Origin of the sequence: Massilia endophytica, from assembly GCF_021165955.1 — a bacterium.
GTDB classification, from domain to species: domain Bacteria; phylum Pseudomonadota; class Gammaproteobacteria; order Burkholderiales; family Burkholderiaceae_D; genus Rugamonas; species Rugamonas endophytica.
Genome location: NZ_CP088952.1, coordinates 3,043,669 through 3,070,381, shown reverse-complemented (window position 1 = coordinate 3,070,381; position 26,713 = coordinate 3,043,669). Strand labels below are relative to the sequence as shown.

Below are 26,713 nucleotides of genomic sequence, written 5' to 3'. Positions count from 1 at the left end.
TCAGGCAAGCAGGTAGTCGATAAAAGCGCGGATCTTGAGCGCCACGTGGCGGCCGGGCACGTACACGGCGTGCACCGCGCCCGCATAGGGTTCGCGCAGCGACCAATCCGGCAGCACCTGCACCACACGGCCCGTTTCCAATGCGGCCTTCGCCGTGAAGTCCGGCATCAGGCCAATGCCGCCATCCGCCTCCACAGCCGCGAGAATGGCCGCGCTGTTATTGATCGTCATGCGCGACCTGACCTTGACGGTGACCTGCTCGCTGCCGCGCTGGAGCGGCCAATGCTCGCCAAAGTCGGAGTATCCCAGATAGATGCAGGAATGATCCGCGAGCTGCGCAGGCTCGCCGGGCGGCGCGTGCCGCTGCAGATAGGCGGGCGTGGCGACCAGCACATAGCGCATCCCGCACAAAGGACGGGCTGCCAGGCCGGGCGCAAGCTCGTTTGAAATGCGGATCGCCACGTCCATGCCTTCCTCGATCAGGTCAACCTTGCGGTCCACCAGTGTGAGGCGGATGTCGACTTCGGGATGGCGCGCGAGGAATCCCGGCAGCTTCGGCGCGAGCCAGACCTGGCCAAACACGATAGGCGCGCTGACCTTGATAAGGCCGCTCGGCTGGGCGCGGTAGCTGCCCGCGAAAGCATGGATCTCCCGGGCAGTATTCAGCAGGCGCACGCATCCGGCATGCACTTCCGTTCCCAGCTCCGTCAGGGAGAGGGAGCGGGTCGTCCGCTGCAGCAGCCGGCCTCCCATATAGGCCTCCAGCCGCGTGACGTGGCGGCTGACAGCCGATGTGGTCAGCCCCAGCTGGCGCGCAGCGGCCGAGAAACCGCCGTGCTGCACCACGGCAGCAAAAATCGCCATTTCCTTCAGCATTTCCATGATCGTTGCACCTGCATCAATAATCTATTGCATTCTAGTGTAATTGTGGATTTTTTGTGCCTAAACCATACTGCAAGCAACTTGAATGGAGGCGGCAATGGAAAAACGGGGCGGGGAATGGCGGTTGACGGTGGCAATGGCGCTGTCGGGAACGATAGGCATGCTGGTGGTGGGCAGCGGACTGGAACCGCTCACTGTGGTGTTTTTCCGCTGCCTGATCGGCGGGGCGGCGCTGTTGGGCTGGCTGCTCCTGAAGCGGCAATGGCAGGCCTTGGACAGGCGCGCAATGCTCTGGCTCCTGGGCGGCGCCGCCGCCTTGATCCTGAACTGGCTCTGCCTGTTCTCGGCCTATGGCCGCAGCAGCATTTCGGTGGCCACCGTGGTCTACCACGTGCAGCCGTTCTTCCTGATCCTGCTCGGGGCGCTGCTGCAGCGCGAGCTGCCGCCGGTCGCGAAGCTGGCCTGGCTGGCGCTGGCCTTCGCAGGCGTGGCCCTGGCGGCTGATATCGATCTTTCCGGCGCCGATACCGGCATGCTGGCAGGGGCCTTGCTCGCCTTGGCCGCAGCCTTTCTCTACGCCATCGCCACGCTGGCAACGCGCAAGCTGAATTGCCTTGCCCCCGCCCAGATCGCAGGCCTGCAATTGATCGTCGGCGCGCTGGTGCTGGCGCCATTCAGCCGCTTCAGCCTTGACAGCTTGCCGCTGAAGGCGTGGTCCTGCGTGCTCACGCTCGGAATCGTGCATACTGGCCTGATGTACAACCTGATGTACGCCGCCTTCCAGCGCCTGCGCACCGAAGCCATCGCCACGCTCTCCTTCATCTATCCGCTGGTGGCCATCGCGGTCGATGTGCTGTTCTTCGACGTGGTGCTGAGCGGCGCGCAGGTGCTGGGCATGGCCATGATCCTTGCCGCGGTGCTGGCGAACCAGTTCGCGGGCAAGGGCGTCCTTCAACTCTTCACACATCGGAGCCGCTCGTAATGGAACAGCGCACATTGGGATCGCAAGGTTTGACGGTATCGGCCATTGGCCTGGGCTGCATGGGCATGACCGGCATCTACGGCGAGGCCGACGAAGCGGAGTCTATCGCGACTCTGCACCGCGCCATCGACCTTGGCATCAACTTCTTCGACACGGCCGAACAGTACGGACCTTACGAGAACGAGTCGCTCCTCGGCCGCGCCTTCAAGGGCCGCCGCCAGCAGGTCATCCTGGCGACGAAGTTCGGCTTCGATCTCACCAAGGGCGCGCTGAACGGCGTGGACAGCCGCCCGCAGACGATCCGCAAGGCGGTCGAGGGCTCGCTGCGGCGCCTGGATACGGACTACATCGACCTGCTGTACCAGCACCGCGTCGATCCGGCCGTGCCCATCGAGGAGGTGGTGGGCGTGATGGCCGACCTGGTGCGGGAGGGGAAGGTGCGCTATCTCGGCCTGTCCGAGGCGGGCGCCGGCACCATCCGCCGGGCGCACGCCGTGCACCCCATCAGCGCTTTGCAGAGCGAGTATTCGCTGTGGGAGCGCAACCTGGACGAGGAACTCCTGCCCCTGCTGCGTCAGCTGGGCATCGGCCTGGTGCCATTCAGCCCGCTGGGCCGGGGCTTCCTGAGCGGCACGGCGCAGCGCGCGGAGAATTATCCGCCGTCGGACTTCCGCCATCTCGATCCGCGCTTCCAGGGCGAGAACTTCGACGCCAACATGCGCGCGGCCCAGGCGGTGACGGAGCTGGCGGCGGCACGCGGCGTTACCCCGGCCGAAGTGGCGCTGGCCTGGGTGCTCCAGCGCGGGGACGATATCGTGCCGATTCCCGGCACCAAGCGCCGCCGCTACCTGGAGCAGAACGCGGCCGCCGCGCAGCTGGTGCTCAGCGCCGGCGAAGTGGCGGAGCTGGAGAGGGCGCTGCAGCAGGTGTCCGGCGAGCGTTACAGCAAGGAACGCATGGCCTTCGTGGACCGCTGAGCAAAAAAAAAGCCCCGGCATGCCGGGGCTTTTGCGCTGCCACCGAGGATCAGTCGCGGCTGCCGCCTGCGATGCCCAGGATGGACAGCAGGTTGGTGAAGATGTTGTACACGTCCAGGTACAGGGCCAGGGTGGCGCTGATGTAGTTCGTTTCGCCGCCGTTGACGATGCGCTGCACGTCATACAGGATGTAGGCGGAGAAGATGCCGATGGCGATCACGGAGATCGTCAGGTACAGCGCCGGAATCTGCAGGAAGATGTTCGCCAGCGATGCCAGGATCAGCACGATCACGCCCGCGAACAGCCACTTGCCCATGGCCGAGAAGTCGCGCTTGGACACGGTGGCCACGCTGGCCAGGGTGGCGAACACGGCAGCCGTACCGCCAAAGGCCAGCATGATGAGCGAGCCGCCGTTGGTGAAGCCCAGGGTACGGTTCAGCAGGGGCGTGAGCATGAGGCCCATGAAGAAGGTGAAGCCGAGCAGCAGGGCGACGCCCAGTCCGCTGTCCTTGTTCTTCTCGATGCCCCAGATAAAGCCGAAGGCTACGCCCAGGAAGAGCAGGGCGCCCATAAAGCCGCGCGGCATCGGGACGCCGAACATGACGCCGATTGCCGCGCCGAGCACGGTTGGCACCATCGACAGGGCCAGCAGCCAGTAAGTGTTACGCAGGACGCGGTTCTGGACCAGCGCTCGGCTGCCAGAGTAGTCATAGGTTTTTTGCAGATCCATCATTGCCCTCCAAAAGGATGCGGTACAGGCGTACCTTTACTAAAAGCATAGCACGCAGGTGCCATAAAATGGGCTTAAAGCCCGGCTTGACGGTCTTAGGATTGGCTTAAATCGCCCTCCACGCCATCTTCTGCCCCAATATCGACAGTATATGGTGTGTTGTATGGTAAAATCAAAGGTTGATCGAGATATCAATTTCGTTTTAAACCTTTCTTTTTATTGGAGTTTTTTATAATGGCAATCGAACGCACCCTGTCGATCATCAAACCAGACGCAGTAGCCAAGAACGTGATCGGCCAGATCTACAGCCGTTTCGAAGGCGCTGGTCTGAAGGTCGTTGCTGCTCGCATGACCCAGCTGTCGCGCGCTGAAGCCGAAGGCTTCTACGCTGTGCACGCCGCCCGTCCCTTCTTCAAGGACCTGGTGGACTTCATGGTTTCCGGTCCTGTCATGATCCAGGTTCTGGAAGGCGAAGGCGCCATTGCCAAGAACCGCGACCTGATGGGCGCTACCGATCCGAAGAAGGCCGAGAAGGGCACCATCCGCGCCGACTTCGCCGACTCCATCGACGCCAACGCCGTTCACGGTTCGGACGCTGCCGAAACCGCCGCTGTGGAAATCGCTTACTTCTTCCCAGCACTGAACGTGTACTCCCGCTAATCCGCTTCGGCGATTAGCGCTGCTGTAGCTGTACCCCGTTTGCCCCGGCCTGATGTCCGGGGCAAAGGCTTTTTTGAAATACTTGTGCTTATGGAATCGACTCTCACCAATCTGCTGGACCTGGATCCCGCGCAACTGATCGCCTACTGTGCGGAGTTGGGGGAGAAGCCGTTCCGCGCCAAGCAGCTGCAACGCTGGATCCACCAGTTCGGTGCCTCCGACTTTGACAGCATGACCGACCTCGCCAAGTCCCTGCGCGAGAAGCTGAAGACGCGCGCCCACATCACGGCGCCCGCCGTCATCAGCGACCATACTTCCGCCGACGGCACCCGCAAATGGCTGGTGGACGTGGGCAACGGCAACGCGGTGGAAACCGTGTTCATCCCCGAAGAGAACCGCGGCACCCTCTGCATTTCGACCCAGGCCGGCTGCGCGGTGAACTGCCGCTTCTGCTCCACCGGCAAGCAGGGCTTCAACCGCAACCTCACGGTGGGCGAAATCATCGGCCAGCTGTGGATGGCCGAATTCGAACTGCGCAAGACCAAGGGCATCGAGCCCGGCCCCAAGGGCGAACGCCAGATCACCAACGTGGTCATGATGGGCATGGGCGAGCCCCTGCTGAACTACGAGCCCACGGCCACGGCGCTCAAGCTCATGCTGGACGATAACGCCTACGGCCTGTCGCGCCGCCGCGTGACCCTGTCCACCTCGGGCGTGGTGCCCATGATCGACAAGCTCTCGCAGGAAGTGCCGGTGGCGCTGGCCGTGTCCCTGCACGCTTCGAACGACGAGCTGCGCAACGGCCTTGTCCCCCTGAACAAGAAGTACCCGCTGGCCGAGCTGCTCTCGGCCTGCAAGCGCTACCTGGAATTCGCGCCGCGCGACTTCATCACCTTCGAATACTGCATGCTGGACGGCTTCAACGACAGCGACGAGCATGCGCGCGAACTGGTGGCGCTGGTGAACCATCCGGAATACGGCGTGAACTGCAAGTTCAACCTCATTCCCTTCAACCCCTTCCCGGAGTCGGGGCTGAAGCGCTCGAAGAATCCGCGCATCAAGGCCTTCGCCGAGATCCTGATGAATGCGGGCATCGTGACCACCATCCGCAAGACGCGCGGCGACGATATCGACGCCGCCTGCGGCCAGTTGGCGGGCGAGGTCAAGGACCGCACCCGCGTGCAGGAGCGCATGGAGAAAATGGCCGAGTACCAGCAGAAATTCGGCGCCGATTTCGGCAAGATCGTGGAGATCCGTTCCTGATGGCAGACCTGAGCCCGCGCCGCTTCCTTCGCCTTGCCGCCTTTGCGCTGGCGGGCCTGCTGGCGGCTTGCGCGGCGGGACCGGGCAAGCAGGCCGACCTGCCGACCGCGTCGGACCAGACCAGCGCGCAGAAGCGCGCCGAGATCCGCCTGCAGCTGGCGGTAGGCTATTACGAGACCGGGCAGTACACCGTGGCGCTGGACGAGATCAAGAAGGCCATTGCCGCTTCGCCGGAGGACGCCGAGGCGTACAGCGTGCGCGGCCTGATCTACATGGCCATGGGCGAAACGGCCCTGGCGGACGGCAGCTTCCAGCAGGCGCTCAGGCTGGCGCCGAACAATCCGGAGATCAGCAACAACTACGGCTATTTCCTGTGCCAGGGCGGGCATGCCGCCGAGTCCTTCAAGTATTTCGATGCGGCCCTGGCGATGCGCACTTATGCCGCGCCGGGCCGGGCCCTGAACAATGCGGGCGCCTGCGCGATCCGGATCAAGGACTACGCGCTTGCCGAGAAATACCTGCTGCCCGCCTTGCAGCAGACGCCGGACCTGCCCGCGACCAATGCCAACCTGGCGCGGGTCTACTATGAGAAGCGCGACTACACGCGCGCCGGGTTCTTCGTGACCCGGCTGAGCAAAGTGAGCAAACCAGACAGCCTGCCCGCCGACGTGCTGTGGCTGGCGATCAAAGTGCAGCACAAGCTGGGAGACACCAGCGCGGAACAGGCCCTGGCGACGCAGCTGCGCCGCCACCATGCAACTTCGCCTGAATACGCTGCGTATCAACGTGGGGCGTTTGATGAGTGATACTGGAGTACCAATGGATTCTGAATGGCAGGAACAGCCGGACAACCAGCGCAAGGCTCCTACGCCCGGAGCAGCGCTGGCGGCACAGCGCGAGGCCATGGGCCTCACCGTCGAACAGGTGGCCGACCAGCTGAAGCTGGCCCAGCGCCAGGTGATTGCAATCGAAGCGGGCGACTACGCCGCGCTGCCGAATATGGCCGTGACGCGCGGTTTCATCCGCGCCTACGCGAAAGTGCTGCGCATGGACCCGGCGCCGCTGGTGGCCATGATTGAAGTGGAGCCCGCGCCCATCGTGGAAACGGCCGCGCCGCGCCGCGACAAGGCCACGTCCTTCAGCGAGTCGCGTTTCCCGTCGATGACCGAGCGCCAGTCCAAGCCGAGCGGCCTGATCGCCTTCGGCCTGGTGGCCGTGGTGGTGGCCGCCGCCATCGGCGCCTGGCAGGCGGGCCTGATCTCGCCGCAGATGCTGGGCGCCCAGGGCGGTTCCGCGGAGAGTTCGGCGCCGGCCGCCGCCGAACAGCCGGGTGTCGCCAGCACGCCGCTGCCCGCGCCCGTGGTGCCGCTGGTGAACAATGGCGCTTCGGCGCCCGCCGCGGCTCCTGCAAGCGAAAGCGCCGCACCGGCCGCCCCCGCAGGCACGCCGCCTGCGCAGGGCGCAACGCCCGCCGCGCCGGGTACCGCGGCCACGCCGCCCGCAGCGGCGCCTGCGGCGCCCGCGCCCGCGCCGGCCGCTCCCGCCGCCGCCGCGCCGGGCACCCTGGTGCTGAACGTGGTGGACGATTCCTGGATCGAGATCCGCCGTCCGGGCGGCCAGTCGTCCATGATCGCCCGCCTGGTGAAGGGCGGCAGCACCGAGACCTTCGAAATCGACGGCGACGCGCTGCTCATCGTCGGCAAGCCGGGCAACGTGCGCGCCACGCTGCGCGGCCAGCCGCTGGAGCTGCCGGTGGTCCCGAACGGCACCATCGCCCGCGTGAACATCAAGTAAAGAAACATGAGCATGGATTCCAATACCGCCATCCCATCCGGTCCGTCCGCCCGCCGCGCCAGCCGCGGCGTGCTGGTCGCGTACAAGGAAAAGCAGGTCTGGGTGGGCGGCAATGCGCCCGTGGTGGTGCAGTCGATGACCAATACCGACACCGCCGACGCGGTGGCGACGGCCATCCAGATCAAGGAGCTGGCGCGCGCCGGCTCGGAGCTGGTGCGCCTGACGGTGGACCGTCCGGAAGCGGCGGCCGCCGTACCCTATATCCGCGAGCAGCTGGACCGCATGGATATCGACGTGCCGCTGGTGGGCGATTTCCACTACAACGGCCACACGCTGCTCACCGACTATCCGGACTGCGCGCAGGCGCTGTCCAAGTACCGCATCAACCCCGGCAACGTGGGCAAGGGCGCCAAGCGCGACACGCAGTTCGCCCAGATGATCGAAGTGGCGGCGCGCTACAACAAGCCGGTGCGCATCGGTGTCAACTGGGGCTCGCTGGACCAGGCCCTGCTGGCCCGCATCATGGATGAAAACGCGAGCCGCGAGAATCCCTGGACCGCGCAGCAGGTGATGTACGAGGCGCTGATCACCTCCGCCATCGAGAACGCCGTGCGCGCCGAGGAGCTGGGCCTGGGGCGGGACAAGATCGTCCTGTCCTGCAAGGTCTCCGGCGTGCAGGACCTGATCGCCGTCTACCGCGAACTGGCCAAGCGCTGCGATTACGCGCTGCATCTGGGCCTGACCGAGGCGGGCATGGGCAGCAAGGGCATCGTGGCCTCCACGGCGGCGCTCTCCGTGCTGCTGCAGGAAGGCATCGGCGACACCATCCGCATTTCGCTGACCCCCGAGCCGGGCGGCGACCGCACGAAGGAAGTGGTGGTGGGCCAGGAGATCCTGCAGACCATGGGCCTGCGCAAGTTCACTCCCATGGTGATCGCCTGCCCGGGCTGCGGCCGCACCACCTCCACCGTCTTCCAGGAACTGGCGGACGACATCCAGAGCTATCTGCGCGAGCAGATGCCGGAGTGGAAGAAGACCTATCCGGGCGTGGAAGCGATGAACGTGGCCGTGATGGGCTGCATCGTCAACGGCCCCGGCGAATCGAAGCACGCCAACATCGGCATCAGCCTGCCCGGCACCGGCGAATCGCCCGCCGCGCCGGTATTCGTCGATGGCCAGAAGGTGGCCACGCTGCGCGGCGAGAATATCGTGCAGGAGTTCCAGGCCATCGTGCTGGACTACGTACAGAAGAACTACAGCAAACAAGCAGCATAAACATGACCGACAAAAAAGCCGAAAAGATCGTAGCCATCAAGGGGATGAACGACATCCTCCCGGCCGATGCCCACCTGTGGGAAATCTTCGAGAACACCGCGCAGTCCATCCTGCAAAGCTACGGCTTCCAGCAGATCCGCACTCCCATCGTGGAAGAGACCCGCCTGTTCTCGCGCGCCATCGGCGCCGTGACCGACATCGTGGAGAAGGAGATGTATTCCTTCGAAGACTCCATGAACGGCGACAAGCTCACCCTGCGCCCGGAAGGCACGGCAGGCGTGGTGCGAGCCGTGCTGGAACATAACCTGACCTACGAAGGCCCCAAGCGCCTGTGGTACAAGGGCCAGATGTTCCGCCACGAGAAGCCGCAGCGCGGCCGTTACCGCCAGTTCCACCAGATCGGTGCGGAAGCCGTGGGCTTCACCGGCCCGGATGTGGACGCGGAACTGATCATGCTGTGCCGCCGCCTGTGGGACGACCTGGGCCTGCAGAACATCCGCCTCGAACTGAATTCCATCGGCGATGCCGAGGAGCGCGCACGCCACCGCGTGGACCTGATCGCCTACCTCGAGAAGCACGAGGACATCCTGGATGCGGAGGCCAAGCGCCGCCTCCACACCAACCCGCTGCGCATCCTGGACACCAAGAACCCTGCCATGCAGGACATGGTGAACGGTGCGCCGAAGCTGCTGGACTACCTGGGCGCGGAATCGCTGGCCCACTTCGAGGGCGTGCAGAAGATCCTGAAGCACAACAACATCCCTTACACCATCAATACCCGCCTGGTGCGCGGCATCGACTACTACAACCGCACCGTGTTCGAGTGGGTGACCGACCAGCTGGGCGCCCAGGGCACCGTGTGCGCGGGCGGCCGCTACGATCCCCTGATCGAAATGTTCGGCGGCAAGCCGACACCGGCGGTGGGCTTCGCCATGGGCGTGGAGCGCCTCATTGAGCTGATGCGCGAAAGCGGCGAGACCGCCGCGCCGAACCAGTGCGACGTGTACATGGTGCACCAGGGCGAAGCGGCCCAGCTCCAGTCCTTCGTGCTGGCCGAGCGCCTGCGCGATGCGGGCCTGGACGTGATGCTCCATTGCGCGACCGCCAGCGGCGCGGGCAGCTTCAAGTCCCAGATGAAGAAGGCCGACGCCAGCGGCGCCGCCTTCGCCATCATCATCGGCGAGGACGAAGTGGCCAACAACACCGCCAGCGTAAAGGCGCTGCGCGGGGAAGAGGGCGAAGCGCAGCAAACCTCCGTGCCGTTCGACGGCGTGGTGGACCACGTGGTGGACCAGATCGTTGGAGACCACGATCATGACCACGACCACGTTCACTATCATCATTAATCGACCAACCTGACGAGCAGACCGAAACATGGCATACGATCTCGAAGAACAAGAACAGCTGGCCTCCCTCAAAGCATGGTGGGCGCAATACGGCAACCTGGCCACCTGGCTGCTGGTGGCAGGCCTTGCCGCCTATTCCGGCTGGGCGGGCTGGCAGTACTACATCCGCACCCAGGCGGTGCAGGCCTCGGCGCTGTACGACGAGCTGCAGGACGCCGCAGGCAAGAAGGACAACGCCAAGGTGCAGCGCGCCGCGGGCGACATGGAAAGCAAATTCGGCCGCACCGCCTATGCGGGCATGGGCGCGCTGATTGCCGCCAAGAGCGCCTTCGAAGCGAACGACCTGAAGACCGCCAAGGCCCAGCTGCAGTGGGCCATCGAGCACGGCAACGACGAATACCAGGCCGTGGCCAAGCTGCGCCTGGCCGGTGTGCTGCTGGACGAAAAGGCCTACGGCGAGGCGCTGAAGGTGCTGGCAGGCGACACCAAGCCGCAGTTCGCCGCCGCCGTCAACGACCGCAAGGGCGACGTGCTGGCCGCGCAGAACAAGCTGGCCGACGCCCGCGCCGCTTACAAGGCCGCGCTGGAAGGCACCGACAAGAAGAACCCGGGCCGCCAGCTGATCGAGCTGAAACTGGAAGCCATCGGCGGCACGGTGCCTGAACAGAAGCCGGCGGCGCCCGCTGCCTGAGTAACCGAGACACAAGGTCAAGAACAATATGCGTATCACCGGAAAAGTAGTTGGCGTGAGCCTGCTGGCGCTGACGGCAGGTTGCAGTTCCCTGAGCTGGCTGAACCCCTTCAAGGACAAGGACAAGAACCCGCCCGCCAAGCTGGTGGAGATCAAGTCGCCGGTCCCCAGCAAGGTGCTGTGGAAGCATTCGGTCGGCAAGGCTGGCCTGTACCAGTTCACGCCCGCCGTGGCGGACGGCAGCGTCTTCGTGGCCGCCAACGACGGCACCATCGAGCGCCTGGAAGCGGCCACGGGCCGTTCGCAGTGGCGCATCAAGGCGCCGGGCGAGCTGACCGCGGGCGTGGGCACCAACGGCAAGGTGGTTGCAGTGGGCGGCCTGAAAGGCGCCGTGTATGTGTACGACGGCAGCGGCAAGCTGCTGTGGGAAACCCAGGCATCGAGCGAAGTGCTGGCCAGCCCGGCGATCAGCGACGAACTGGTGATCGTGCGCAGCCTGGATAACAAGATTACCGCCTACGACATCAAGACCGGCGAACGCAAATGGTTCCTGCAGCGTACGACGCCTGCACTGACCCTGCGCAGCGCCTCGGGCATGGTGGTCGCCAACGGCAACGTGTACGTGCCGCAGCCTGCGGGCCGCCTGATTGCGCTGGCTCTCGCCAACGGCGTGCCGCGCTTCGAAGTCTCCGTGGCCGATCCGAAGGGCGCGACGGAACTGGAGCGCGTGTCCGATATCGGCGGCGCGCCCGTGGTCTTCGACAAGGACGTGTGCACCGCGACCTGGCAGGGCAAGGTGGGCTGCTTCGACTCCGCCACCGGCGTGGGCCGCTGGGCCAAGGAAACCTCCACCGACGTGGGCGTGGCCGTGGACCAGCGCTTCGTTTTCGTGGCGGACGACAAGGGCAATGTGAACAGCTACAGCCGCGACGCGGGCGCCAGCGCCTGGAAGAACGACTCGCTGGGCAACCGCGTGCTGTCCACCCCCGTATCCTATGGCCGCGTGGTGGCCGTGGGCGACTACCAGGGCTATGTGCACCTGCTGTCGCGCGAAGACGGTTCCATGCTGGGCCGCGTCGAAACCGATGGCAGCGCCATCAAGTCGGCCCCGCAAGTGGCCGGCAACAGCATGATTTTCCAAACTCAAGCAGGAACAGTGGCCGCTATCACGGTCGACTAACAAGAATAAATGAAGCCGGTAATTGCACTCGTGGGCCGCCCGAACGTCGGGAAATCGACCCTCTTCAATCGTCTGACCCGCTCGCGCGACGCGCTGGTGGCGGACTTGCCTGGTCTGACGCGCGATCGTCACTATGGCGAGGGCCGCGTCGGCGACCGTCCCTTCCTGGTCATCGATACCGGCGGTTTCGAACCGGTCGCCAAGGAAGGCATCATGTACCAGATGGCCCTGCAAACCAAGCAGGCCGTCGCCGAGGCGGATGTCGTCGTGTTCCTGGTGGATGGCCGCCAGGGCATGACGCCGCACGACAAGACCATTACCGACTTCCTGCGCAAGAGCGGCCGTCCCGTGCTGCTGGTGGTGAACAAGGCCGAGGGCATGAAGTACACCTCGGCCGTGTCGGACTTCTATGAGCTGGGCCTGGGCGACCCCTATGCCATCTCCGGCGCCCATGGCGACGGCGTGCACGACCTGGTGCAGGAGGCGCTGGACAAGGCCTTCGCCTTCCGTCCGGCGGACGAAGAGGAGCTCCTGCCGGAAGAGCGGGGCATCAAGCTGGCGCTGGTGGGGCGTCCCAACGTGGGCAAGTCCACCCTCATCAACACCCTGCTGGGCGAAGAGCGCGTGATCGCCTTCGACATGCCCGGCACCACGCGCGACTCCATCGAGATTCCATTCGAGCGTGGCGGCAAGCACTACACCCTGATCGACACGGCCGGCATCCGCCGCCGCGGCAAGGTGTTCGAAGCCATCGAGAAGTTCTCGGTGGTGAAGACCCTGCAGTCGATCTCGGAAGCGAACGTCGTGATCCTGATGCTGGATGCGCAGCAGAACATCTCCGAGCAGGACGCCCACATTGCGGGCTTCATCCTCGAATCGGGCCGCGCCCTGGTGCTGGCCGTGAACAAGTGGGACGGCCTGACTTCGGACCAGCGCGACCAGATCAAGATGGACATGGACCGCAAGATCGACTTCCTCAGCTTCGCCAAGACCCACTTCATCTCGGCGCTGAAGGGCACGGGCATCGGCCCGCTCATGAAGTCCGTGGACGCGGCCTATGCGGCGGCGACCGCCGACCTCTCCACGCCGAAGCTCACGCGCGCCTTGCAGGAAGCGATCGAGAAGCAGGAGCCCAAGCGCAAGGGCGGCGTGCGGCCGAAGATGCGCTACGCCCACCAGGGCGGCATGAATCCGCCCATCATCGTCATCCACGGCAACTCGCTGGATGCGGTGAGCGAACCGTATAAACGTTACCTCGAGAAGCACTTCCGTGACACCTTCTCCCTGGTCGGCACGCCATTGCGCATTGAGTTGCGCACGAGCAAGAATCCCTTCGCGAAATCCGAAAAATAGTTGAGGAAAACCGGCGATTTAAGCTGGTTTTCATTCGGACACCCTGCACAATTCAAAAAAACAGGTTACAGTAGCTTCGGAGCATCCCCACTGCGATCTGAAAGCAGTAGGGGGTGTCAGCCGGCACTTGAATTCAAGCGTTTCGCCTCCAATTCGAACACAACAACATAACTGGAGCTGTCATGAGCAACAAAGGGCAATTGTTACAAGACCCATTTCTGAATGCGCTGCGCAAAGAGCACGTTCCCGTCTCAATCTACCTGGTCAACGGTATCAAGCTGCAAGGCCATATCGAATCCTTCGACCAGTACGTCGTCCTGCTGCGTAACACGGTGACCCAGATGGTGTACAAGCACGCCATTTCGACCGTGGTGCCGGCCCGCGCCGTCAACCTCAACATCGACAACAACGAGGCGGAGTAAGGCATTGCGTTTGAACGCCGTGCCGAACCGCTTCATTGCTCCCTGACCGTCTTATGCGCGCAGCCTTAGTCGGTGTCGATTTCGGTCAGGGCGATTTCGCTGCCAGTATCGAGGAACTGAACCTACTCGCGCGCTCCGCGGGAGCGGAGCCGGTCGCCACGATCACGGGCAAGCGTTCCAGTCCCGATGCCGCCTACTTCGTGGGCAGCGGCAAGGCCGACGAGATCGGCCATGCGGTGCTGGACCAGAAGCTCGAAATCGTCATCTTCAACCATGCCTTGTCCCCCGCGCAGCAGCGCAACCTGGAAAAGCGCCTGAACATCCGGGTGCTGGACCGCACCAGCCTTATTCTCGACATCTTCGCCCAGCGCGCCAAGAGCCACGAGGGCAAGCTGCAGGTGGAACTGGCGCAGTTGCAGCACCTGGCCACGCGCCTGATTCGCGGCTGGACCCACCTTGAACGCCAGAAGGGCGGTATCGGCTTGCGGGGTCCGGGTGAGACCCAGCTCGAAACCGACCGCCGCCTGATCGGCGAGCGCGTGAAGATGCTGCGCGCCCGCCTGGCAAAGCTGCGCAAGCAGCACGAGACCCAGCGCCGCTCGCGCGGCCGCAGCCAGACCTTCTCCGTGTCCCTGGTGGGCTACACCAACGCGGGCAAGTCCACGCTGTTCAATGCCGTGACCAAGGCAGGCGTCTACGCCGCCGACCAGCTGTTCGCCACCCTCGATACCACCTCGCGCCGCGTCTACATGGGCGAAGAGGTGGGCAATATCGTGCTGTCGGACACCGTCGGCTTCGTGCGCGAGCTGCCGCACCAGCTGGTGGCCGCCTTCCGCGCCACCCTGGAAGAGACCATCCATGCCGACCTGCTGCTGCACGTGGTGGACGCGGCGAGCCCCGTGCGCATGGAGCAGATCGAACAGGTCAACCTCGTGCTCAAGGAGATCGGAGCCGACCATATTCCGCAAATCCTGGTCTGGAACAAGATCGATGCCACCGGCCTGGAGCCGGCGGTGGAACGTGATGAATATGATAAAATTTCCCGCGTTTTCATCAGTGCCCGCACGGGCCAGGGCCTAGATTTGCTGCGCGCCGCCATCAGCGAGGCAGCGCTCGACGCGCAGGAAGCCAGCCTGCATCCGCAAGAGGATGTTGCGCCGGATAGTATCTCCACATTCACCCATGCTGGATCACACTAAGAAAAACATGCCCTTTTCCTCTCTCTTGAAAAGACTAGGCCTGAAGCTGTCCCTGAACGACCCTCGCTGGGGGAACGGCAGCAAGGACACGAACAAGGCCCAGGAAGGTAAGAAGCCCGGCGATGGCCCGCCGGACCTGGACCAGCTCTGGCGCGACTTCAACCAGCGCCTGAACGGCCTTTTCGGCGGCAAGAACCGCAACGGCAATAACGGCGGCGGTGGCGGCAGCGGCGGCGAAATGAAAGGCGCCGGCGCCACCGTTGGCGCGGTGACCGTGATCGGGCTGCTGGTCTGGCTGGCGACCGGCTCCTTCATCGTGCAGGAAGGCCAAACGGGCGTCGTGACCACCTTCGGCCGCTTCAGCCACACCACGCCCGCGGGCTTCAACTGGCGCTGGCCCTATCCCTTCCAGGCCAACGAGACCGTGAACGTATCCCAGGTGCGCACCGTGGAAGTGGGCTACCAGGGCAATACCCGCAACAAGCAGACCCGCGAATCGCTCATGCTCACGGACGACGAGAACATCATCGACATCCAGTTCGCCGTGCAGTACCGCCTGAAGGACCCCGTGGCCTGGCTGTACAACAACAGCGGCCCGGAGGAGAACGTGCGCCAGGTGGCCGAGACCTCGATCCGCGAGATCGTGGGCCGCAGCAAGATGGACTACGTGCTGTACGAAGGCCGCGAGAAGGTGGCGCAGGACACGCAGCAGATGATGCAGCAGATCCTGGACCGCTACGCCTCCGGCGTGCTGATCACGAACGTGACCATGCAGGGCGTGCAGCCGCCCGAGCAGGTGCAGGCCGCCTTTGACGACGCGGTGAAGGCGGGCCAGGACCGCGAGCGCCAGAAGAACGAGGGCCAGGCCTACGCCAACGATATCGTGCCCAAGGCGCGCGGCGCCGCTTTCCGCCTGGTGCAGGAGGCGGAAGCCTACCGTTCCATGGTCACCGAGAACGCGCAGGGTAATGCCGACCGCTTCAAGTCCGTGCTCGCCGAGTACCAGAAGGCGCCCGGCGTGACGCGCGACCGCATGTACCTGGAAACCATGCAGCAGATCTTCTCCAGCACCAGCAAGGTGATGGTCGACGCCAAGGCGGGCAGCAACCTGCTGTATCTGCCGCTGGACAAGCTGATTGCACAAGTGGCCGCCACTGAAGCCAACCGTGCCAACATTACGGCGCCGCCGCCCACCGCGGTGCTGCTGCCGCCACCGGAGACTTCTTCGATGGACCTGAACCGCCGCGACAGCCGTTCCCGCGAATCGTCCCGTGACCGGGAGGGCCGCTGATGAACCGCTTCGTTACCATACTCGTGACGGGCTTTATCGCCCTGATGATCCTGTCCTCGACCGTCTTCGTGGTCGACCAGCGCAAGTTCGCCATCGTGTTCGCACTGGGCGAAGTGAAGCAGGTGATCAGTGAGCCGGGCCTGCACTTCAAGCTGCCGCCCCCGTTCCAGAACGTGCTGTATCTGGACAAGCGCATCCTGACCCTGGATTCGGCTGATGCTGACCGCTTCATCACCGCCGAGAAGATGAACATCCTGGTCGATTCCTTCGTGAAGTGGCGCATCATCGAGCCGCGCCTGTACTTCGTGAGCTTCGGCGGCGAGGAAAACCGTGCGCGCGACCGCCTGGCGCAGATCGTGAAGGCGGCGCTGAACGAAGAGATCACCAAGCGCACCGTGCGCGAAGTGATTTCCGGCCAGCGCGGCAAGACCATGGAAGCCATCCGCGTGAAGGTGGTGGAAGAGGCGCGCAAGATCGGCGTGCAGATCGTGGACGTGCGCCTCAAGCGGGTGGAATACGTCGAGCAGATCAACAACTCCGTGTATGAGCGCATGAAGGCCGAGCGCGTGCGCGTGGCCAACGAACTGCGTTCCACCGGCTCCGCCGAATCCGAGAAGATCCGTGCGGATGCGGACAAGCAGCGCACCGTGATCCTGGCGGAAGCCTACCGCGAAGCGGAGAAGATCCGCGGCGAGGGCGACGCGAAGGCATCCGGCATTTACGCGGAGGCCTTCGGCCGCAATCCCGAGTTCTACAAGTTCTACCGCAGCCTGGAAGCCTACCGCGCCTCGTTCAAGAACAAGGCCGACGTGATGCTGGTCGACCCCAACTCCGACTTCTTCAAATACTTCAAGGGCGCCGGTTCGGGCAAATGATGGAGAGGGGACAGACCCTGCTTTCGGCGAAGCCGAAACCAGGGTCTGTCCCCGGTGCCTCAGTCCGCCACCGAACATAGTTGGCCGACTATGTTTAGTGGTGGACTATGCTTTCGGGGACAGACCCCATCCGGGGTCTGTCCCCTCCGCCGCGGCACCACCTTTTTTCCTCTTTAACACCATTTTCGCGTAAAATATGCGGTTCGGCCTCCGCTGCCGAACGGCGCTCTTGCGCCCCCATTGCCCGAAATTCAATAACACCGAATCCAATGCCGAATTGGCTTTTGCCTGAACATATTGCCGACGTCTTGCCGTCCGAGGCGCGCAAGATCGAGGAGCTGCGCCGCCTGATGCTGGACAACTTCCGGCGCTACGGCTACGAGCTGGTTATGCCGCCCCTGCTGGAATATGTCGAGTCCCTCATGACCGGCGCCGGCGAGGACACCGACCTGCGCACCTTCAAGCTGGTGGACCAGATCAGCGGCCGCATGCTCGGCCTGCGCGCCGACATGACCACCCAGGTCGCCCGCATCGACGCCCACCTGCTGAACCGCGCCTCCGTGACCCGCCTGTGCTATGCCGGTCCCGTGCTGCACACCCGTCCCTCCGGCCTGCACGCCACGCGCGAGCCGCTGCAGATCGGCGCCGAGATCTACGGCCATGCCGGCCTCGAAGCGGACGCCGAAATCCAGGAACTGGCCCTGGCCTCCCTGGAGATGGCAGGCTTTACCGACGTGCGCCTGGACCTGAGCCATGTGGGCGTGCTGCGCGCCATCCTGGACCAGGACGCCGCCGCCAAAAAGGACCACAACGCCATCGTGCAGCTGCTGCGCGCGAAGGACGTTCCCGGCCTGGAAGCGCAAACTGCCAGCTACGCGCCCGCAACCCGCGCAGCGCTGCTGGCCCTGCCGCATCTCTACGGCGATGTGGAAGTGCTGAAGCAGGCGCGCGAGAAGCTGCCGGAACTGCCCGGCATCACCAAGGCGCTCGCTGAACTGGCGGCGCTGGCCGCATCGGCCATCGGCAAGGCCGACGTGGCCATCGACCTCGCGGACCTGCGCGGCTACCAGTACGAAAGCGGCGCCATGTTCGCCCTCTACGTGCCCGGCCTGCCGAACGCCGTGGCGCGCGGCGGCCGCTACGACCACGTGGGCGAAGCCTTCGGACGCGCGCGTCCCGCCACCGGCTTCTCGATGGACCTGCGCGAGCTGGCCCGCCTGCTGCCCACGGCAGACCGCAAGCACGCCATCCGCGCGCCCTGGGGCAATGCGCCCGAGCTGAAAGACAAGATCGCCGAACTGCGCAAGTCCGGCGAAGTTGTGATCCAGTCCCTGCCGGGTCACAACGATGAGCAGGACGAGTTCGAGTGCGACCGCGCGCTGGTGCTCGACGATCAAGGCAGCAACTGGATTCTTAAAAACTTAGGTTAGTGTGATGTCAAAGAAAATCATGGCAAAGAACGTCGTCGTTATCGGCACCCAGTGGGGCGATGAAGGCAAGGGCAAAATCGTCGACTGGCTGACGGAGCACGCGCAAGGCGTGGTGCGTTTCCAGGGCGGCCACAACGCAGGCCACACGCTGGTGATCGGCGGCGTGAAGACCGCGCTGCAGCTGATCCCTTCGGGCATCATGCGTCCCGGCGTGGCCTGCTACATCGGCAATGGCGTGGTGGTTTCCGTGCCGGACGTGCTGCGCGAAATCGACAAGCTGGAAGGCGTTGGCGTGGAAGTGTCCTCGCGCCTGAAGATCTCCGAAGCTTCGCCCGTCATCCTGCCTTACCACACCGCGCTGGACGCGGCCCGTGAAGCGGCGCGCGGCGCAGCCAAGATCGGCACCACCGGCAAGGGCATCGGCCCGGCCTATGAAGACAAGGTGGCGCGCCGCGCCATCCGCATCGCCGACCTGCTGAACGAAAAGCGCTTTGCCGAGAAGCTGGCCGAGAACCTGGACTACCACAACTACGTGCTGGAGAACTATCTCAAGGCGCCGAAGGTGGACTACCAGAAGACCCTGGACGACGCGCTGTCCTACGTGCCGCGCGTGCGCCCGATGGTGGCCGACGTGTCGAGCGCCCTGTACGCAGCCCACAAGGCAGGCGCCAACCTGCTGTTCGAAGGCGCGCAAGGCTCGCTGCTGGACGTGGACCACGGCACCTACCCGTTCGTCACCTCGTCCAACTGCGTGGCGGGCAATGCCGCCGCCGGTTCCGGCGTGGGCCCGAACATGCTGCACTACATCCTGGGCATCACCAAGGCCTACACCACCCGCGTGGGTTCGGGCCCGTTCCCGTCCGAACTGCCGACCGATGCCGGCGTGGGCCACCACCTGTCCTCCGTTGGCCATGAATTCGGCACCGTGACGGGCCGCGCCCGCCGCTGCGGCTGGTTCGACGCTGCGCTGCTGCGCCGCTCCGTGCAGATCAACGGCGTGTCCGGCATGTGCCTGACCAAGCTGGACGTGCTGGATGGCCTGGAAACGCTGAAGCTGTGCACCGGCTACACCCTGGACGGCGAGAAGGTGGACATCTTCCCGGTCGGCGCCGAAGACGCGGCCCGCTGCCAGCCGATCTACGAAGAGATGCCGGGCTGGAAGGAAAGCACTGTCGGCGCCAAGTCGCTGGCCGCGCTGCCCGCCGCCGCACGCGCCTACATCAAGCGCATCGAGGAACTGGTTGGCGTGCCGGTCGACATGGTATCGACTGGCCCGGACCGCGAAGAGACCATCGTCCTGCGCCATCCGTTCGAATAAAAAATACAAAGAGAGGAAAACAATGACCATCCCTCAATCCGACCAAAAGCACCTCTGGGTATCCTGGGACGAGTACCACCGCCTGATCGAGCGCCTGGCGCTCAAGGTGCACGAATCCGGCTGGAAGTTCGACATGGTGCTGTGCCTGGCGCGCGGCGGTGTGCGTCCCGGCGACGTGTTCTCGCGCATCTTCGACGTGCCGCTGGCGATCCTCTCCACCAGCTCCTACCGCGAAGAGGCGGGCACCGTGCGCGGTGACCTGGACATCGCCAAGTACATGACGATGACCAAGGGCCCGCTGTCCGGCAAGATCCTGCTGGTGGACGACCTGGCCGATTCCGGCGTGACCCTCACCAAGGTCATGAAGCACATCAAGGACAACTTCGAAGGCGTGAGCGAAGTGCGTTCGGCCGTGATCTGGACCAAGGGCTGCTCGGCCTTCAAGCCGGACTACCAGATGGAAGAACTGCCGCACAACCCGTGGATCCACCAGCCGTTCGAAGACTACGACGCGCTGCGCCCGCACCAGCTGGCGGCCTGGATCAAGAAAGGCGAGAGCGCCGCGTAAGCAGGCGACTCCCGGCGAAGATGGCGGCAGGCTGCAAGGTCTCCCGCCATTTTTTACATCAAGAGGAAAGCATGACCGAAAACTTCTTCCAGACCTTTATCCTGCTGCTGCTGGTGACCGATCCCTTCGGCAACGTGCCCCTGTTCGCGACCGCTCTGGCGCCGGTGCCGGCGTCGCGTCGGCGGCGCATCGTTGTGCGCGAATGCCTGATCGCCTTCATTGTGCTGCTGGTCTTCATGTTCTTCGGCCGCCACTTCCTGGCGGCCCTGAGCCTCTCGGAAGTATCGCTGCGCATTGCGGGCAGCGTGATCCTGCTGCTCATTGCAATCCGCATGGTCTTCCCGCATCCGGACGGCGTGCTGGGGCGCACGGAAGGCGGCGAGCCCTTCATCGTTCCGCTGGCGATTCCCGCGCTGGCCGGTCCCTCGGCGCTGGCGACGGTGCTGCTGTTCTCGCGCGAAAGCACGGGCGAAGTGGTGATCCACGTCGCCGCGCTGGCGGCGGTGGTGATCGTGTGGCTGGCGGTGTTCCTCGGTGCGGAGAAGCTGCAGAAGGTGCTGGGCACGCAGGTGATGACTGCATTCGAGCGGCTGATGGGACTGATCCTGGCGGCGATGTCCGTCGAAATGCTCCTCGGCGGCATCCGCGAATTCGTCAAAACCCTTTAACCGTCATTCCGCATCGGCGGACCGCCGCCTTCGCGGGAATGACGATCACTTGCCGGTGATGGAGATGACGTCGGCGCCGGGCGCGCCGAAGAGCTGCTCCTTCAGCAAGTGCAGCTGGTCGCGCACTTGCGCCGCCTTTTCGAACTCCAAGTTCTTGGCGTGCTCGATCATCAGCTTTTCGAGGCGCTTGATCTCTTTCGAAACCTGCTTCTCGTTCATCGACTCGTACTTCGCCGTCTTCTGGGCCGCCTCCAGCTGCGTGCTTTCCTTGTTCGGATCGTAGACGCCGTCGATCATGTCCTTGATGACCTTCGATACGCCCCGCGCCACGATGCCGTGCTTTTCGTTGTGCGCGATCTGCTTGGCGCGCCGGCGCTCGGTTTCGTCGATGGCGCGCTTCATCGAATCGGTCATCTGGTCCGCGTAGAGCAGGGCGACGCCGTTCAGGTTACGCGCCGCGCGGCCGATGGTCTGGATCAGTGAACGCTCGGACCGCAGGAAGCCTTCCTTGTCCGCATCCAGGATCGCCACCAGCGACACTTCCGGCAGGTCGAGGCCTTCGCGCAGCAGGTTGATCCCCACCAGCACGTCGAAGGTGCCGATGCGCAGGTCGCGCAGGATCTCCACGCGCTCCACGGTCTCGATGTCGCTGTGCAGGTAGCGCACCTTGATGCCGTGGTCGCCCAGGTATTCGGTGAGCTGCTCGGCCATGCGCTTGGTCAGCGTGGTGACCAGCACGCGCTCGTTCTTCGCGATGCGGTCCTGGATCTCGGACATCAGATCGTCCACCTGCGTGCGCGCCGGGCGCACGATGACCTGCGGGTCCACCAGGCCGGTCGGACGCACCACCTGTTCCACCACCTGGTCCGCGTGCTTCTGCTCGTACTCGGCGGGCGTGGCCGACACAAAGACCGTCTGCCGCATCTTGTTCTCGAATTCCTCGAACTTGAGCGGGCGGTTGTCCAGTGCGGACGGCAGGCGGAAGCCGTAGTCCACAAGGTTGGTCTTGCGCGAGCGGTCGCCGTTGTACATGGCCGAGAGCTGGCCGATCAGCACGTGCGATTCGTCCAGGAACATCAGCGCGTCCTGCGGCAGGTAGTCGATCAGGGTTGGCGGCGGCTGGCCGGGCAGGGCGCCGGACAGGTGGCGCGAGTAATTCTCGATGCCTTTGGTGAAGCCGATTTCGGCCATCATCTCCAGGTCGAAGCGGGTACGCTGCTCCAGCCGCTGTTCTTCAATCAGCTTGCCTTCCTTGCGGAAGAATTCCAGGCGCTCGCGCAGCTCTTCCTTGATGGTCTCGATGGCGCGCAGCACGGTCGAACGCGGCGTCACGTAGTGCGAGCCGGGGTAGACGGTGAAGCGCGGAATCTTCTGGCGCACGCGGCCCGTAAGCGGGTCGAAGAGCTGGATGGAGTCGACTTCGTCGTCGAACATCTCCAGGCGCACGGCCAGTTCGGCGTGTTCGGCCGGGAAGATGTCGATGGTGTCGCCGCGCACGCGGAAGGTGCCGCGGCCGAAGTCCACCTCGTTGCGCGTGTACTGCATCTGGATCAGGCGCGCGATCACGTCGCGCTGGCTGACCTTGTCCTTGGCGCGCAAGGTCAGGATCATCTGGTGGTATTCGTTCGGATTACCGATACCGTAAATGGCCGACACCGTGGCCACAATGACCACATCGCGCCGCTCCATCAGCGATTTGGTGCAGGACAGGCGCATCTGCTCGATATGCTCGTTGATCGACGAGTCCTTCTCGATGAACAGGTCGCGCTGGGGCACATAGGCTTCCGGCTGGTAGTAGTCGTAGTAGGACACGAAGTACTCGACCGCATTCTGCGGGAAGAACTCGCGGAACTCGCTGTAGAGCTGCGCGGCCAGCGTCTTGTTCGGCGCAAACACGATGGCAGGCCGCCCCATGCGGGCGATGACGTTGGCCATCGTATAAGTCTTGCCCGAACCGGTCACCCCCAGCAGGGTCTGGAAGGACAGGCCGTCGCTGATGCCCTCGCACAGGCCTTCGATCGCGGTGGGCTGATCGCCTGCAGGCGGGAAGGGCTGGTGCAGCTTGAAAGGCGAGTCGGGAAACGTGACGACGGTCGCCTCGGGAGCGCCCGCCAGTGATAAATCAGCCATGAAGTCAGACCTTTGCTAGAATAGAGAGCTGCCAGCAGCCCAGCCAGAGAATTTCGGGCTTCTGACATCAACCCGCTGCGAACCGCTTCCAATCGAATCCAATCTTATCATGACGAACCCTTCCGTTTTCAGTGCCATCGAGATGGCTCCGCGCGACCCTATCCTGGGGATCACCGAAGCTTTTAACGCCGACACCAACCCCAGCAAGATCAACCTGGGCGTAGGCGTCTATTATGACGACAACGGCAAAGTGCCGCTGTTGGCTTGCGTACAGAAGGCTGAAAACATTCTGATTGAGCAGCCCGCTCCCCGTACCTACCTGCCTATCGAAGGCCTGGCGCAGTACGACAAGGCGGTGCAGGAGCTGGTATTTGGTGCCGACAGCGCCGTAATTCAAGAGAAGCGCGCCATCACCGTGCAGGCCCTGGGCGGCACGGGCGCCCTGAAGCTGGGCGCTGACTTCCTGAAGCGTTTCTCGCCGTCCTCCGAGGTCTACATCAGCGACCCGAGCTGGGAAAACCACCGCGCCCTGTTCGAAAGCGCCGGTTTCAAAGTCAACAATTACGCCTACTTCGATGCCGCCACCCATGGTGTGAACTTCGCGGGCATGCTGGCCGACCTGAAAGCCATGCCTGCCGGTTCCGTTGTCGTGCTGCACGCCTGCTGCCATAACCCGACCGGCGCCGACCTGACCCAGGAGCAGTGGGACCAGGTGATCGACGCTGTCGTGTCCGCCAAGCTGATTCCATTCCTGGACATGGCCTACCAGGGCTTCGGCGCGGGCATCGCGGAAGACGGCGCCGTGGTGCGCCGCTTCGCGGCCACCGGCGTGCCCCTGCTGGTGTCCAATTCCTTCTCGAAATCCTTCTCGCTGTACGGCGAGCGCGTGGGCGCCCTGAGCGTGGTGGCCGCCAGCGCCGACGAAGCGGCCCGCCTGCTGTCCCAGCTGAAGCGCGTGGTGCGCACCAACTACTCCAACCCGCCGGTGCACGGCGGCAAGGTGGTGGCCACGGTGCTGTCCACGCCCGAGCTGCGCCAGCTGTGGGAAGAAGAGCTGGCCGGCATGCGCGTGCGCATCAAGCAGACCCGCGACGAGTTCGTGAAGAAACTGAAAGAGAAGGGCCACGACTTCGAGTTCGTGCGCCACCAGGTGGGCATGTTCTCCTATTCAGGCCTCTCCAAGGAACAGGTGGGCAAGCTGCGCGAACAGTCGATCTACGCTGTCGACACCGGCCGTATTTGCGTTGCCGCCCTGAACTCGCGCAACATCGATACCGTCGTTGACGCGGTCGCCAAAGTGCTTTAATATCCTGTCTCTCGCTGCCCGGCAGCGAGATGGCAACAAAGTGTGCGGAACAGTGCTTGTAAAGAGTGTTTGAGCTGTATATAATGTTGCCTCTAATCCCTGATAGCTCAGTCGGTAGAGCGACGGACTGTTAATCCGCAGGTCCCTGGTTCGAGTCCAGGTCGGGGAGCCAGAATACAGAAAAGCCCAGCCTTAACCGGCTGGGCTTTTTGCTTTTGACGTATTCCCTAGCGCGCCTGCTGCAGCAGGGGCTGGGGATCGGCCAGGTTGAAGGCGCCCGATTGCAAGGCGTATTCGCGCAGCAGGGGGATGTGGCCGGCGCCGTAAATAACGAGAATGCGATCGCCCGGTTGCGGGGCCAGGGCCACGAGCTTGCTGAAGATTTTCAGGTTGCGGCCGTACCAGCTGGCAAGCCAGTTCGCGCCGGGCTGTTGTTCGCTGTTGCCCAGCATGGCGTAATCAAAATAGCGGCGATGGCTGTCCGCCAGCGCTTCCGGCTGGTTGTATTTCAGCAGCCATTGGGCCACGGTGGTATGGGGCAGCTGCCTGTTGTACTCGGCAACGGCCGGGTTGAGGCGAATCTGGTCCAGCAAGGCCGCCTTGCCGTTCTTCGTCGCCCATTCGTCGTAATCGATATCCTCGATTTTCCCGGGCGGCATCTCATTCCAGTCCACGGCATAGATGTCCGCGTGGCCCGCCGCGGCGGCGATGCGCATGCCCAGTTGCTGGTATTCGTCGCTCTGCAGCTTATGGCTGCCCGCCACATAGGCGCGGTAGGTGGCGCTGAGCTTGTCTTGCCCCTTGGCAGCGATCTCAACCGCGACCTTGGTCGGCTTGAAGGCGGCGAGCGCTTGCGCGACCTTCGCGATTTCGGCCTGCCGCTGGGGTGAAAGGATATCCGGAACCTGGGTGTTGACGATGTCGCGGTTGTAATTGGCAAAGTGGGGCGTGCCCAGGAGCATCAGCGTCGGGCGGTTGGCCTCAGTGCGATCGCGCAGCAGGGGTAAATCGGCAGCCATGGCCTGGGCGGCGGTGAGCAGCCCGGCCAGCGCCCAGAGAGGGCGGAGAGAAGTGAATCGCATTGTTATCCTGTGTCTGAAACCCCTGGCACCAGCGCGAGGGATTAGGAAATTCTACATTTGAATCTGGCAACAAATGTAGAACAATTGCAACAAAAGTGTAGGCTTGCCCCGTTTCGCGGATGGCAATCCCGGTTTCGTCGCAAGAGCCTTGCCAGCTCCAAGCGCCGCAGGTGACAATCAGGCAAGTTCCAGCCGGGTTCCGCCATGTCTTCTGTCCTCACCGCCTTGCCAGCGAAACGCCGCTTTCCCTGGCGCCGTTTCGGCATCGATGCGCTTTATGTCGCGGCGTTCAATCTTATCTGCGCCTTGCTGATCACTTTCGTGTTCGGCAGCGGGAACCATTTCTGGAGCAATCTCTTCATCTCGAACTGCATCGGCGGCATCGCGTTCGCCTTTATCGACGGCCTGCGCCTCCTGCTGTGGGGCGCGGACCAGAAGCCGAAGCTGGCACTTTTCCTCCTGATCGTGACGATCGGGGTGCCGCTTGGCCAGTTCGCGGGATCGCATCTGGCGGGCTACGTCCTGGACGCCGATCTGGGCATGCTGCATTCGGCAGGACACTCCAAGACCAACGGCATGCTGCTCTTTACGCTGCTTGCAACTGTCACGGTGAGCCTTATTTTCCGCAACCGCGACCGGGCCATTCGCGCCGAGGCGGCGATGGCGCTGGAGAAGGCGCGGGCGGAGGCGGTGGAGCGGCAGGCGGTGCAGGCGCAGTTGCAGCTGCTGCGCGCGCAGATCGAGCCGCATATGCTGTTCAATACCCTGGCTAATCTTCAAGGTCTCATCGCCATCGACCCGCAGCGCGCGCAGCACATGCTCGACCAGCTCATCGTGTTCCTGCGCGCTACGTTGTCATCTTCGCGTTCGGAGAGCACGACGCTGGCGCAGGAATTCGGCCTGCTCGATGCCTATCTGGGGTTGATGGCGGTGCGCATGGGCGAACGCTTGACGTACTCGCTGTCGCTGCCGGAACCCCTGCGCGAGGCGGCAGTTCCGCCGATGCTGCTGCAGCCTTTGGTGGAGAACGCGATTGCGCACGCCATCGAGCCGAGTATCGGCGGCGGCCGCATTGCCATCAGTGCGGAGCTGCATGAGGGACGTCTGCAGCTTGCCGTCTGCGACACGGGGCGCGGTCCCTACGCAGGCCCGGGCAAGCCTGGCACCGGGCTTGGCCTGCACAATACGCGCGAGCGCCTGAAAGCGCTGTACGGCGACAAGGCATCCGTGGCGCTCGAAGCTGCACCGGACGGCGGCACCGTTGCCCGCATCCTTCTTCCATCCTGAGACC

The 26,713-nt window shown here is 64.0% G+C and carries 25 protein-coding genes and 1 tRNA gene; 22 read left to right on the top strand and 4 right to left on the bottom strand.

The window, feature by feature from the left end; all coding sequences use genetic code 11:
• Positions 1-882, bottom strand: a complete 882-nt coding sequence (locus tag LSQ66_RS13885) for a LysR family transcriptional regulator (RefSeq protein WP_231765793.1) — start codon at positions 880-882, stop codon at positions 1-3.
• A gap of 97 nt (positions 883-979) precedes the next feature.
• On the opposite strand from LSQ66_RS13885, the gene LSQ66_RS13880 reads away from it, so the two are divergent.
• Together LSQ66_RS13880 and LSQ66_RS13875 are read left to right on the top strand one after the other, a co-directional pair.
• Positions 980-1,864, top strand: a complete 885-nt coding sequence (locus LSQ66_RS13880; protein WP_231765792.1) for a DMT family transporter — start codon at positions 980-982, stop codon at positions 1,862-1,864.
• Entirely contained in the window at positions 1,864-2,841 is a 978-nt protein-coding gene (locus LSQ66_RS13875; protein WP_231765791.1) for an aldo/keto reductase, read from the top strand. Before LSQ66_RS13880 ends, LSQ66_RS13875 begins: the two co-directional genes overlap by 1 nt.
• Positions 2,842-2,890: 49 nt before the next feature.
• Here the strand turns inward: LSQ66_RS13875 and LSQ66_RS13870 are convergent, their stop codons facing one another.
• Positions 2,891-3,574, bottom strand: coding sequence for a Bax inhibitor-1/YccA family protein (locus LSQ66_RS13870; protein WP_231765790.1), 684 nt, complete (start codon positions 3,572-3,574; stop codon positions 2,891-2,893).
• A gap of 231 nt (positions 3,575-3,805) precedes the next feature.
• Between LSQ66_RS13870 and ndk the strand changes: the two genes are divergently transcribed.
• The 17 genes from ndk to LSQ66_RS13785 all read left to right on the top strand — a co-directional run bounded on the left by ndk (position 3,806) and on the right by LSQ66_RS13785 (position 20,904).
• A complete protein-coding gene (ndk, locus tag LSQ66_RS13865) occupies positions 3,806-4,231 on the top strand; it encodes a nucleoside-diphosphate kinase (RefSeq protein WP_231765789.1) in 426 nt (141 codons plus the stop codon).
• Between the two features lie 90 nt (positions 4,232-4,321).
• Entirely contained in the window at positions 4,322-5,494 is a 1,173-nt protein-coding gene (rlmN, locus tag LSQ66_RS13860; protein WP_231765788.1) for a 23S rRNA (adenine(2503)-C(2))-methyltransferase RlmN, read from the top strand.
• On the top strand, positions 5,494-6,300 hold the full coding sequence (gene pilW / locus LSQ66_RS13855) for a type IV pilus biogenesis/stability protein PilW (protein ID WP_231765787.1): 807 nt from the start codon (positions 5,494-5,496) through the stop codon (positions 6,298-6,300). The genes rlmN and pilW overlap by 1 nt, the downstream gene beginning before the upstream one ends.
• Positions 6,301-6,313: 13 nt before the next feature.
• Positions 6,314-7,288 (top strand): RodZ domain-containing protein, encoded by a 975-nt coding sequence (locus LSQ66_RS13850; protein ID WP_231765786.1) that lies wholly within the window; start codon positions 6,314-6,316, stop codon positions 7,286-7,288.
• A 12-nt stretch (positions 7,289-7,300) separates the two neighbouring features.
• On the top strand, positions 7,301-8,563 hold the full coding sequence (gene ispG / locus LSQ66_RS13845; RefSeq protein WP_407659514.1) for a flavodoxin-dependent (E)-4-hydroxy-3-methylbut-2-enyl-diphosphate synthase: 1,263 nt from the start codon (positions 7,301-7,303) through the stop codon (positions 8,561-8,563).
• Positions 8,564-8,565: 2 nt separating this feature from the next.
• Positions 8,566-9,909 (top strand): histidine--tRNA ligase, encoded by a 1,344-nt coding sequence (gene hisS, locus LSQ66_RS13840; RefSeq protein ID WP_231765784.1) that lies wholly within the window; start codon positions 8,566-8,568, stop codon positions 9,907-9,909.
• 28 nt (positions 9,910-9,937) lie between these two features.
• Complete coding sequence (locus tag LSQ66_RS13835) at positions 9,938-10,600, top strand: YfgM family protein (protein ID WP_231765783.1); 663 nt, start codon at positions 9,938-9,940, stop codon at positions 10,598-10,600.
• 28 nt (positions 10,601-10,628) lie between these two features.
• The gene (bamB, locus tag LSQ66_RS13830; RefSeq protein ID WP_231765782.1) at positions 10,629-11,780 is read left to right on the top strand and encodes an outer membrane protein assembly factor BamB; all 1,152 of its coding nucleotides are present in this window, start codon (positions 10,629-10,631) and stop codon (positions 11,778-11,780) included.
• 9 nt (positions 11,781-11,789) lie between these two features.
• The gene (gene der, locus LSQ66_RS13825) at positions 11,790-13,133 is read left to right on the top strand and encodes a ribosome biogenesis GTPase Der (protein WP_231765781.1); all 1,344 of its coding nucleotides are present in this window, start codon (positions 11,790-11,792) and stop codon (positions 13,131-13,133) included.
• A 182-nt stretch (positions 13,134-13,315) separates the two neighbouring features.
• The gene (gene hfq, locus LSQ66_RS13820) at positions 13,316-13,555 is read left to right on the top strand and encodes an RNA chaperone Hfq (RefSeq protein ID WP_231765780.1); all 240 of its coding nucleotides are present in this window, start codon (positions 13,316-13,318) and stop codon (positions 13,553-13,555) included.
• Positions 13,556-13,608: 53 nt separating this feature from the next.
• Complete coding sequence (gene hflX / locus LSQ66_RS13815) at positions 13,609-14,754, top strand: GTPase HflX (RefSeq protein WP_231765779.1); 1,146 nt, start codon at positions 13,609-13,611, stop codon at positions 14,752-14,754.
• Positions 14,755-14,761: 7 nt separating this feature from the next.
• The gene (gene hflK / locus LSQ66_RS13810) at positions 14,762-16,045 is read left to right on the top strand and encodes an FtsH protease activity modulator HflK (protein ID WP_231765778.1); all 1,284 of its coding nucleotides are present in this window, start codon (positions 14,762-14,764) and stop codon (positions 16,043-16,045) included.
• Positions 16,045-16,920, top strand: coding sequence for a protease modulator HflC (gene hflC, locus LSQ66_RS13805; protein WP_231765777.1), 876 nt, complete (start codon positions 16,045-16,047; stop codon positions 16,918-16,920). Before hflK ends, hflC begins: the two co-directional genes overlap by 1 nt.
• Positions 16,921-17,189: 269 nt before the next feature.
• On the top strand, positions 17,190-18,350 hold the full coding sequence (locus LSQ66_RS13800; RefSeq protein ID WP_231765776.1) for an ATP phosphoribosyltransferase regulatory subunit: 1,161 nt from the start codon (positions 17,190-17,192) through the stop codon (positions 18,348-18,350).
• A 4-nt stretch (positions 18,351-18,354) separates the two neighbouring features.
• On the top strand, positions 18,355-19,668 hold the full coding sequence (locus LSQ66_RS13795; RefSeq protein ID WP_231765775.1) for an adenylosuccinate synthase: 1,314 nt from the start codon (positions 18,355-18,357) through the stop codon (positions 19,666-19,668).
• Between the two features lie 22 nt (positions 19,669-19,690).
• A complete protein-coding gene (locus LSQ66_RS13790) occupies positions 19,691-20,236 on the top strand; it encodes a phosphoribosyltransferase (protein WP_231765774.1) in 546 nt (181 codons plus the stop codon).
• Between the two features lie 71 nt (positions 20,237-20,307).
• Entirely contained in the window at positions 20,308-20,904 is a 597-nt protein-coding gene (locus tag LSQ66_RS13785) for a MarC family protein (RefSeq protein WP_231765773.1), read from the top strand.
• Between the two features lie 45 nt (positions 20,905-20,949).
• Here LSQ66_RS13785 and uvrB read toward each other — a convergent pair whose 3' ends face one another.
• On the bottom strand, positions 20,950-23,034 hold the full coding sequence (gene uvrB / locus LSQ66_RS13780; protein ID WP_231765772.1) for an excinuclease ABC subunit UvrB: 2,085 nt from the start codon (positions 23,032-23,034) through the stop codon (positions 20,950-20,952).
• A gap of 109 nt (positions 23,035-23,143) precedes the next feature.
• Here uvrB and LSQ66_RS13775 point away from each other — a divergent pair, with 109 nt between their 5' ends.
• Together LSQ66_RS13775 and LSQ66_RS13770 are read left to right on the top strand one after the other, a co-directional pair.
• On the top strand, positions 23,144-24,340 hold the full coding sequence (locus LSQ66_RS13775) for an amino acid aminotransferase (protein ID WP_231765771.1): 1,197 nt from the start codon (positions 23,144-23,146) through the stop codon (positions 24,338-24,340).
• Between the two features lie 96 nt (positions 24,341-24,436).
• Positions 24,437-24,512: transfer RNA gene (locus LSQ66_RS13770), tRNA-Asn, on the top strand.
• A 55-nt stretch (positions 24,513-24,567) separates the two neighbouring features.
• On the opposite strand, the gene LSQ66_RS13765 is transcribed toward LSQ66_RS13770, so the two are convergent.
• Positions 24,568-25,422, bottom strand: a complete 855-nt coding sequence (locus tag LSQ66_RS13765) for a DUF5694 domain-containing protein (RefSeq protein ID WP_231765770.1) — start codon at positions 25,420-25,422, stop codon at positions 24,568-24,570.
• 204 nt (positions 25,423-25,626) lie between these two features.
• Here LSQ66_RS13765 and LSQ66_RS13760 point away from each other — a divergent pair, with 204 nt between their 5' ends.
• The gene (locus LSQ66_RS13760) at positions 25,627-26,709 is read left to right on the top strand and encodes a sensor histidine kinase (RefSeq protein WP_231765769.1); all 1,083 of its coding nucleotides are present in this window, start codon (positions 25,627-25,629) and stop codon (positions 26,707-26,709) included.
• Positions 26,710-26,713 lie beyond the last annotated feature (4 nt).

What these genes read in the sequence shown, in the direction of transcription:
- LSQ66_RS13885 (WP_231765793.1), bottom strand. Translation starts at nt 882, where the DNA reads ATGGAAATGCTGAAGGAAATGGCGATTTTTGCTGCCGTGGTGCAGCAC.
- LSQ66_RS13880 (WP_231765792.1), top strand. Translation starts at nt 980, where the DNA reads ATGGAAAAACGGGGCGGGGAATGGCGGTTGACGGTGGCAATGGCGCTG.
- LSQ66_RS13875 (WP_231765791.1), top strand. Translation starts at nt 1,864, where the DNA reads ATGGAACAGCGCACATTGGGATCGCAAGGTTTGACGGTATCGGCCATT.
- LSQ66_RS13870 (WP_231765790.1), bottom strand. Translation starts at nt 3,574, where the DNA reads ATGATGGATCTGCAAAAAACCTATGACTACTCTGGCAGCCGAGCGCTG.
- ndk (WP_231765789.1), top strand. Translation starts at nt 3,806, where the DNA reads ATGGCAATCGAACGCACCCTGTCGATCATCAAACCAGACGCAGTAGCC.
- rlmN (WP_231765788.1), top strand. Translation starts at nt 4,322, where the DNA reads ATGGAATCGACTCTCACCAATCTGCTGGACCTGGATCCCGCGCAACTG.
- pilW (WP_231765787.1), top strand. Translation starts at nt 5,494, where the DNA reads ATGGCAGACCTGAGCCCGCGCCGCTTCCTTCGCCTTGCCGCCTTTGCG.
- LSQ66_RS13850 (WP_231765786.1), top strand. Translation starts at nt 6,314, where the DNA reads ATGGATTCTGAATGGCAGGAACAGCCGGACAACCAGCGCAAGGCTCCT.
- ispG (WP_407659514.1), top strand. Translation starts at nt 7,301, where the DNA reads ATGGATTCCAATACCGCCATCCCATCCGGTCCGTCCGCCCGCCGCGCC.
- hisS (WP_231765784.1), top strand. Translation starts at nt 8,566, where the DNA reads ATGACCGACAAAAAAGCCGAAAAGATCGTAGCCATCAAGGGGATGAAC.
- LSQ66_RS13835 (WP_231765783.1), top strand. Translation starts at nt 9,938, where the DNA reads ATGGCATACGATCTCGAAGAACAAGAACAGCTGGCCTCCCTCAAAGCA.
- bamB (WP_231765782.1), top strand. Translation starts at nt 10,629, where the DNA reads ATGCGTATCACCGGAAAAGTAGTTGGCGTGAGCCTGCTGGCGCTGACG.
- der (WP_231765781.1), top strand. Translation starts at nt 11,790, where the DNA reads ATGAAGCCGGTAATTGCACTCGTGGGCCGCCCGAACGTCGGGAAATCG.
- hfq (WP_231765780.1), top strand. Translation starts at nt 13,316, where the DNA reads ATGAGCAACAAAGGGCAATTGTTACAAGACCCATTTCTGAATGCGCTG.
- hflX (WP_231765779.1), top strand. Translation starts at nt 13,609, where the DNA reads ATGCGCGCAGCCTTAGTCGGTGTCGATTTCGGTCAGGGCGATTTCGCT.
- hflK (WP_231765778.1), top strand. Translation starts at nt 14,762, where the DNA reads ATGCCCTTTTCCTCTCTCTTGAAAAGACTAGGCCTGAAGCTGTCCCTG.
- hflC (WP_231765777.1), top strand. Translation starts at nt 16,045, where the DNA reads ATGAACCGCTTCGTTACCATACTCGTGACGGGCTTTATCGCCCTGATG.
- LSQ66_RS13800 (WP_231765776.1), top strand. Translation starts at nt 17,190, where the DNA reads ATGCCGAATTGGCTTTTGCCTGAACATATTGCCGACGTCTTGCCGTCC.
- LSQ66_RS13795 (WP_231765775.1), top strand. Translation starts at nt 18,355, where the DNA reads ATGTCAAAGAAAATCATGGCAAAGAACGTCGTCGTTATCGGCACCCAG.
- LSQ66_RS13790 (WP_231765774.1), top strand. Translation starts at nt 19,691, where the DNA reads ATGACCATCCCTCAATCCGACCAAAAGCACCTCTGGGTATCCTGGGAC.
- LSQ66_RS13785 (WP_231765773.1), top strand. Translation starts at nt 20,308, where the DNA reads ATGACCGAAAACTTCTTCCAGACCTTTATCCTGCTGCTGCTGGTGACC.
- uvrB (WP_231765772.1), bottom strand. Translation starts at nt 23,034, where the DNA reads ATGGCTGATTTATCACTGGCGGGCGCTCCCGAGGCGACCGTCGTCACG.
- LSQ66_RS13775 (WP_231765771.1), top strand. Translation starts at nt 23,144, where the DNA reads ATGACGAACCCTTCCGTTTTCAGTGCCATCGAGATGGCTCCGCGCGAC.
- LSQ66_RS13765 (WP_231765770.1), bottom strand. Translation starts at nt 25,422, where the DNA reads ATGCGATTCACTTCTCTCCGCCCTCTCTGGGCGCTGGCCGGGCTGCTC.
- LSQ66_RS13760 (WP_231765769.1), top strand. Translation starts at nt 25,627, where the DNA reads ATGTCTTCTGTCCTCACCGCCTTGCCAGCGAAACGCCGCTTTCCCTGG.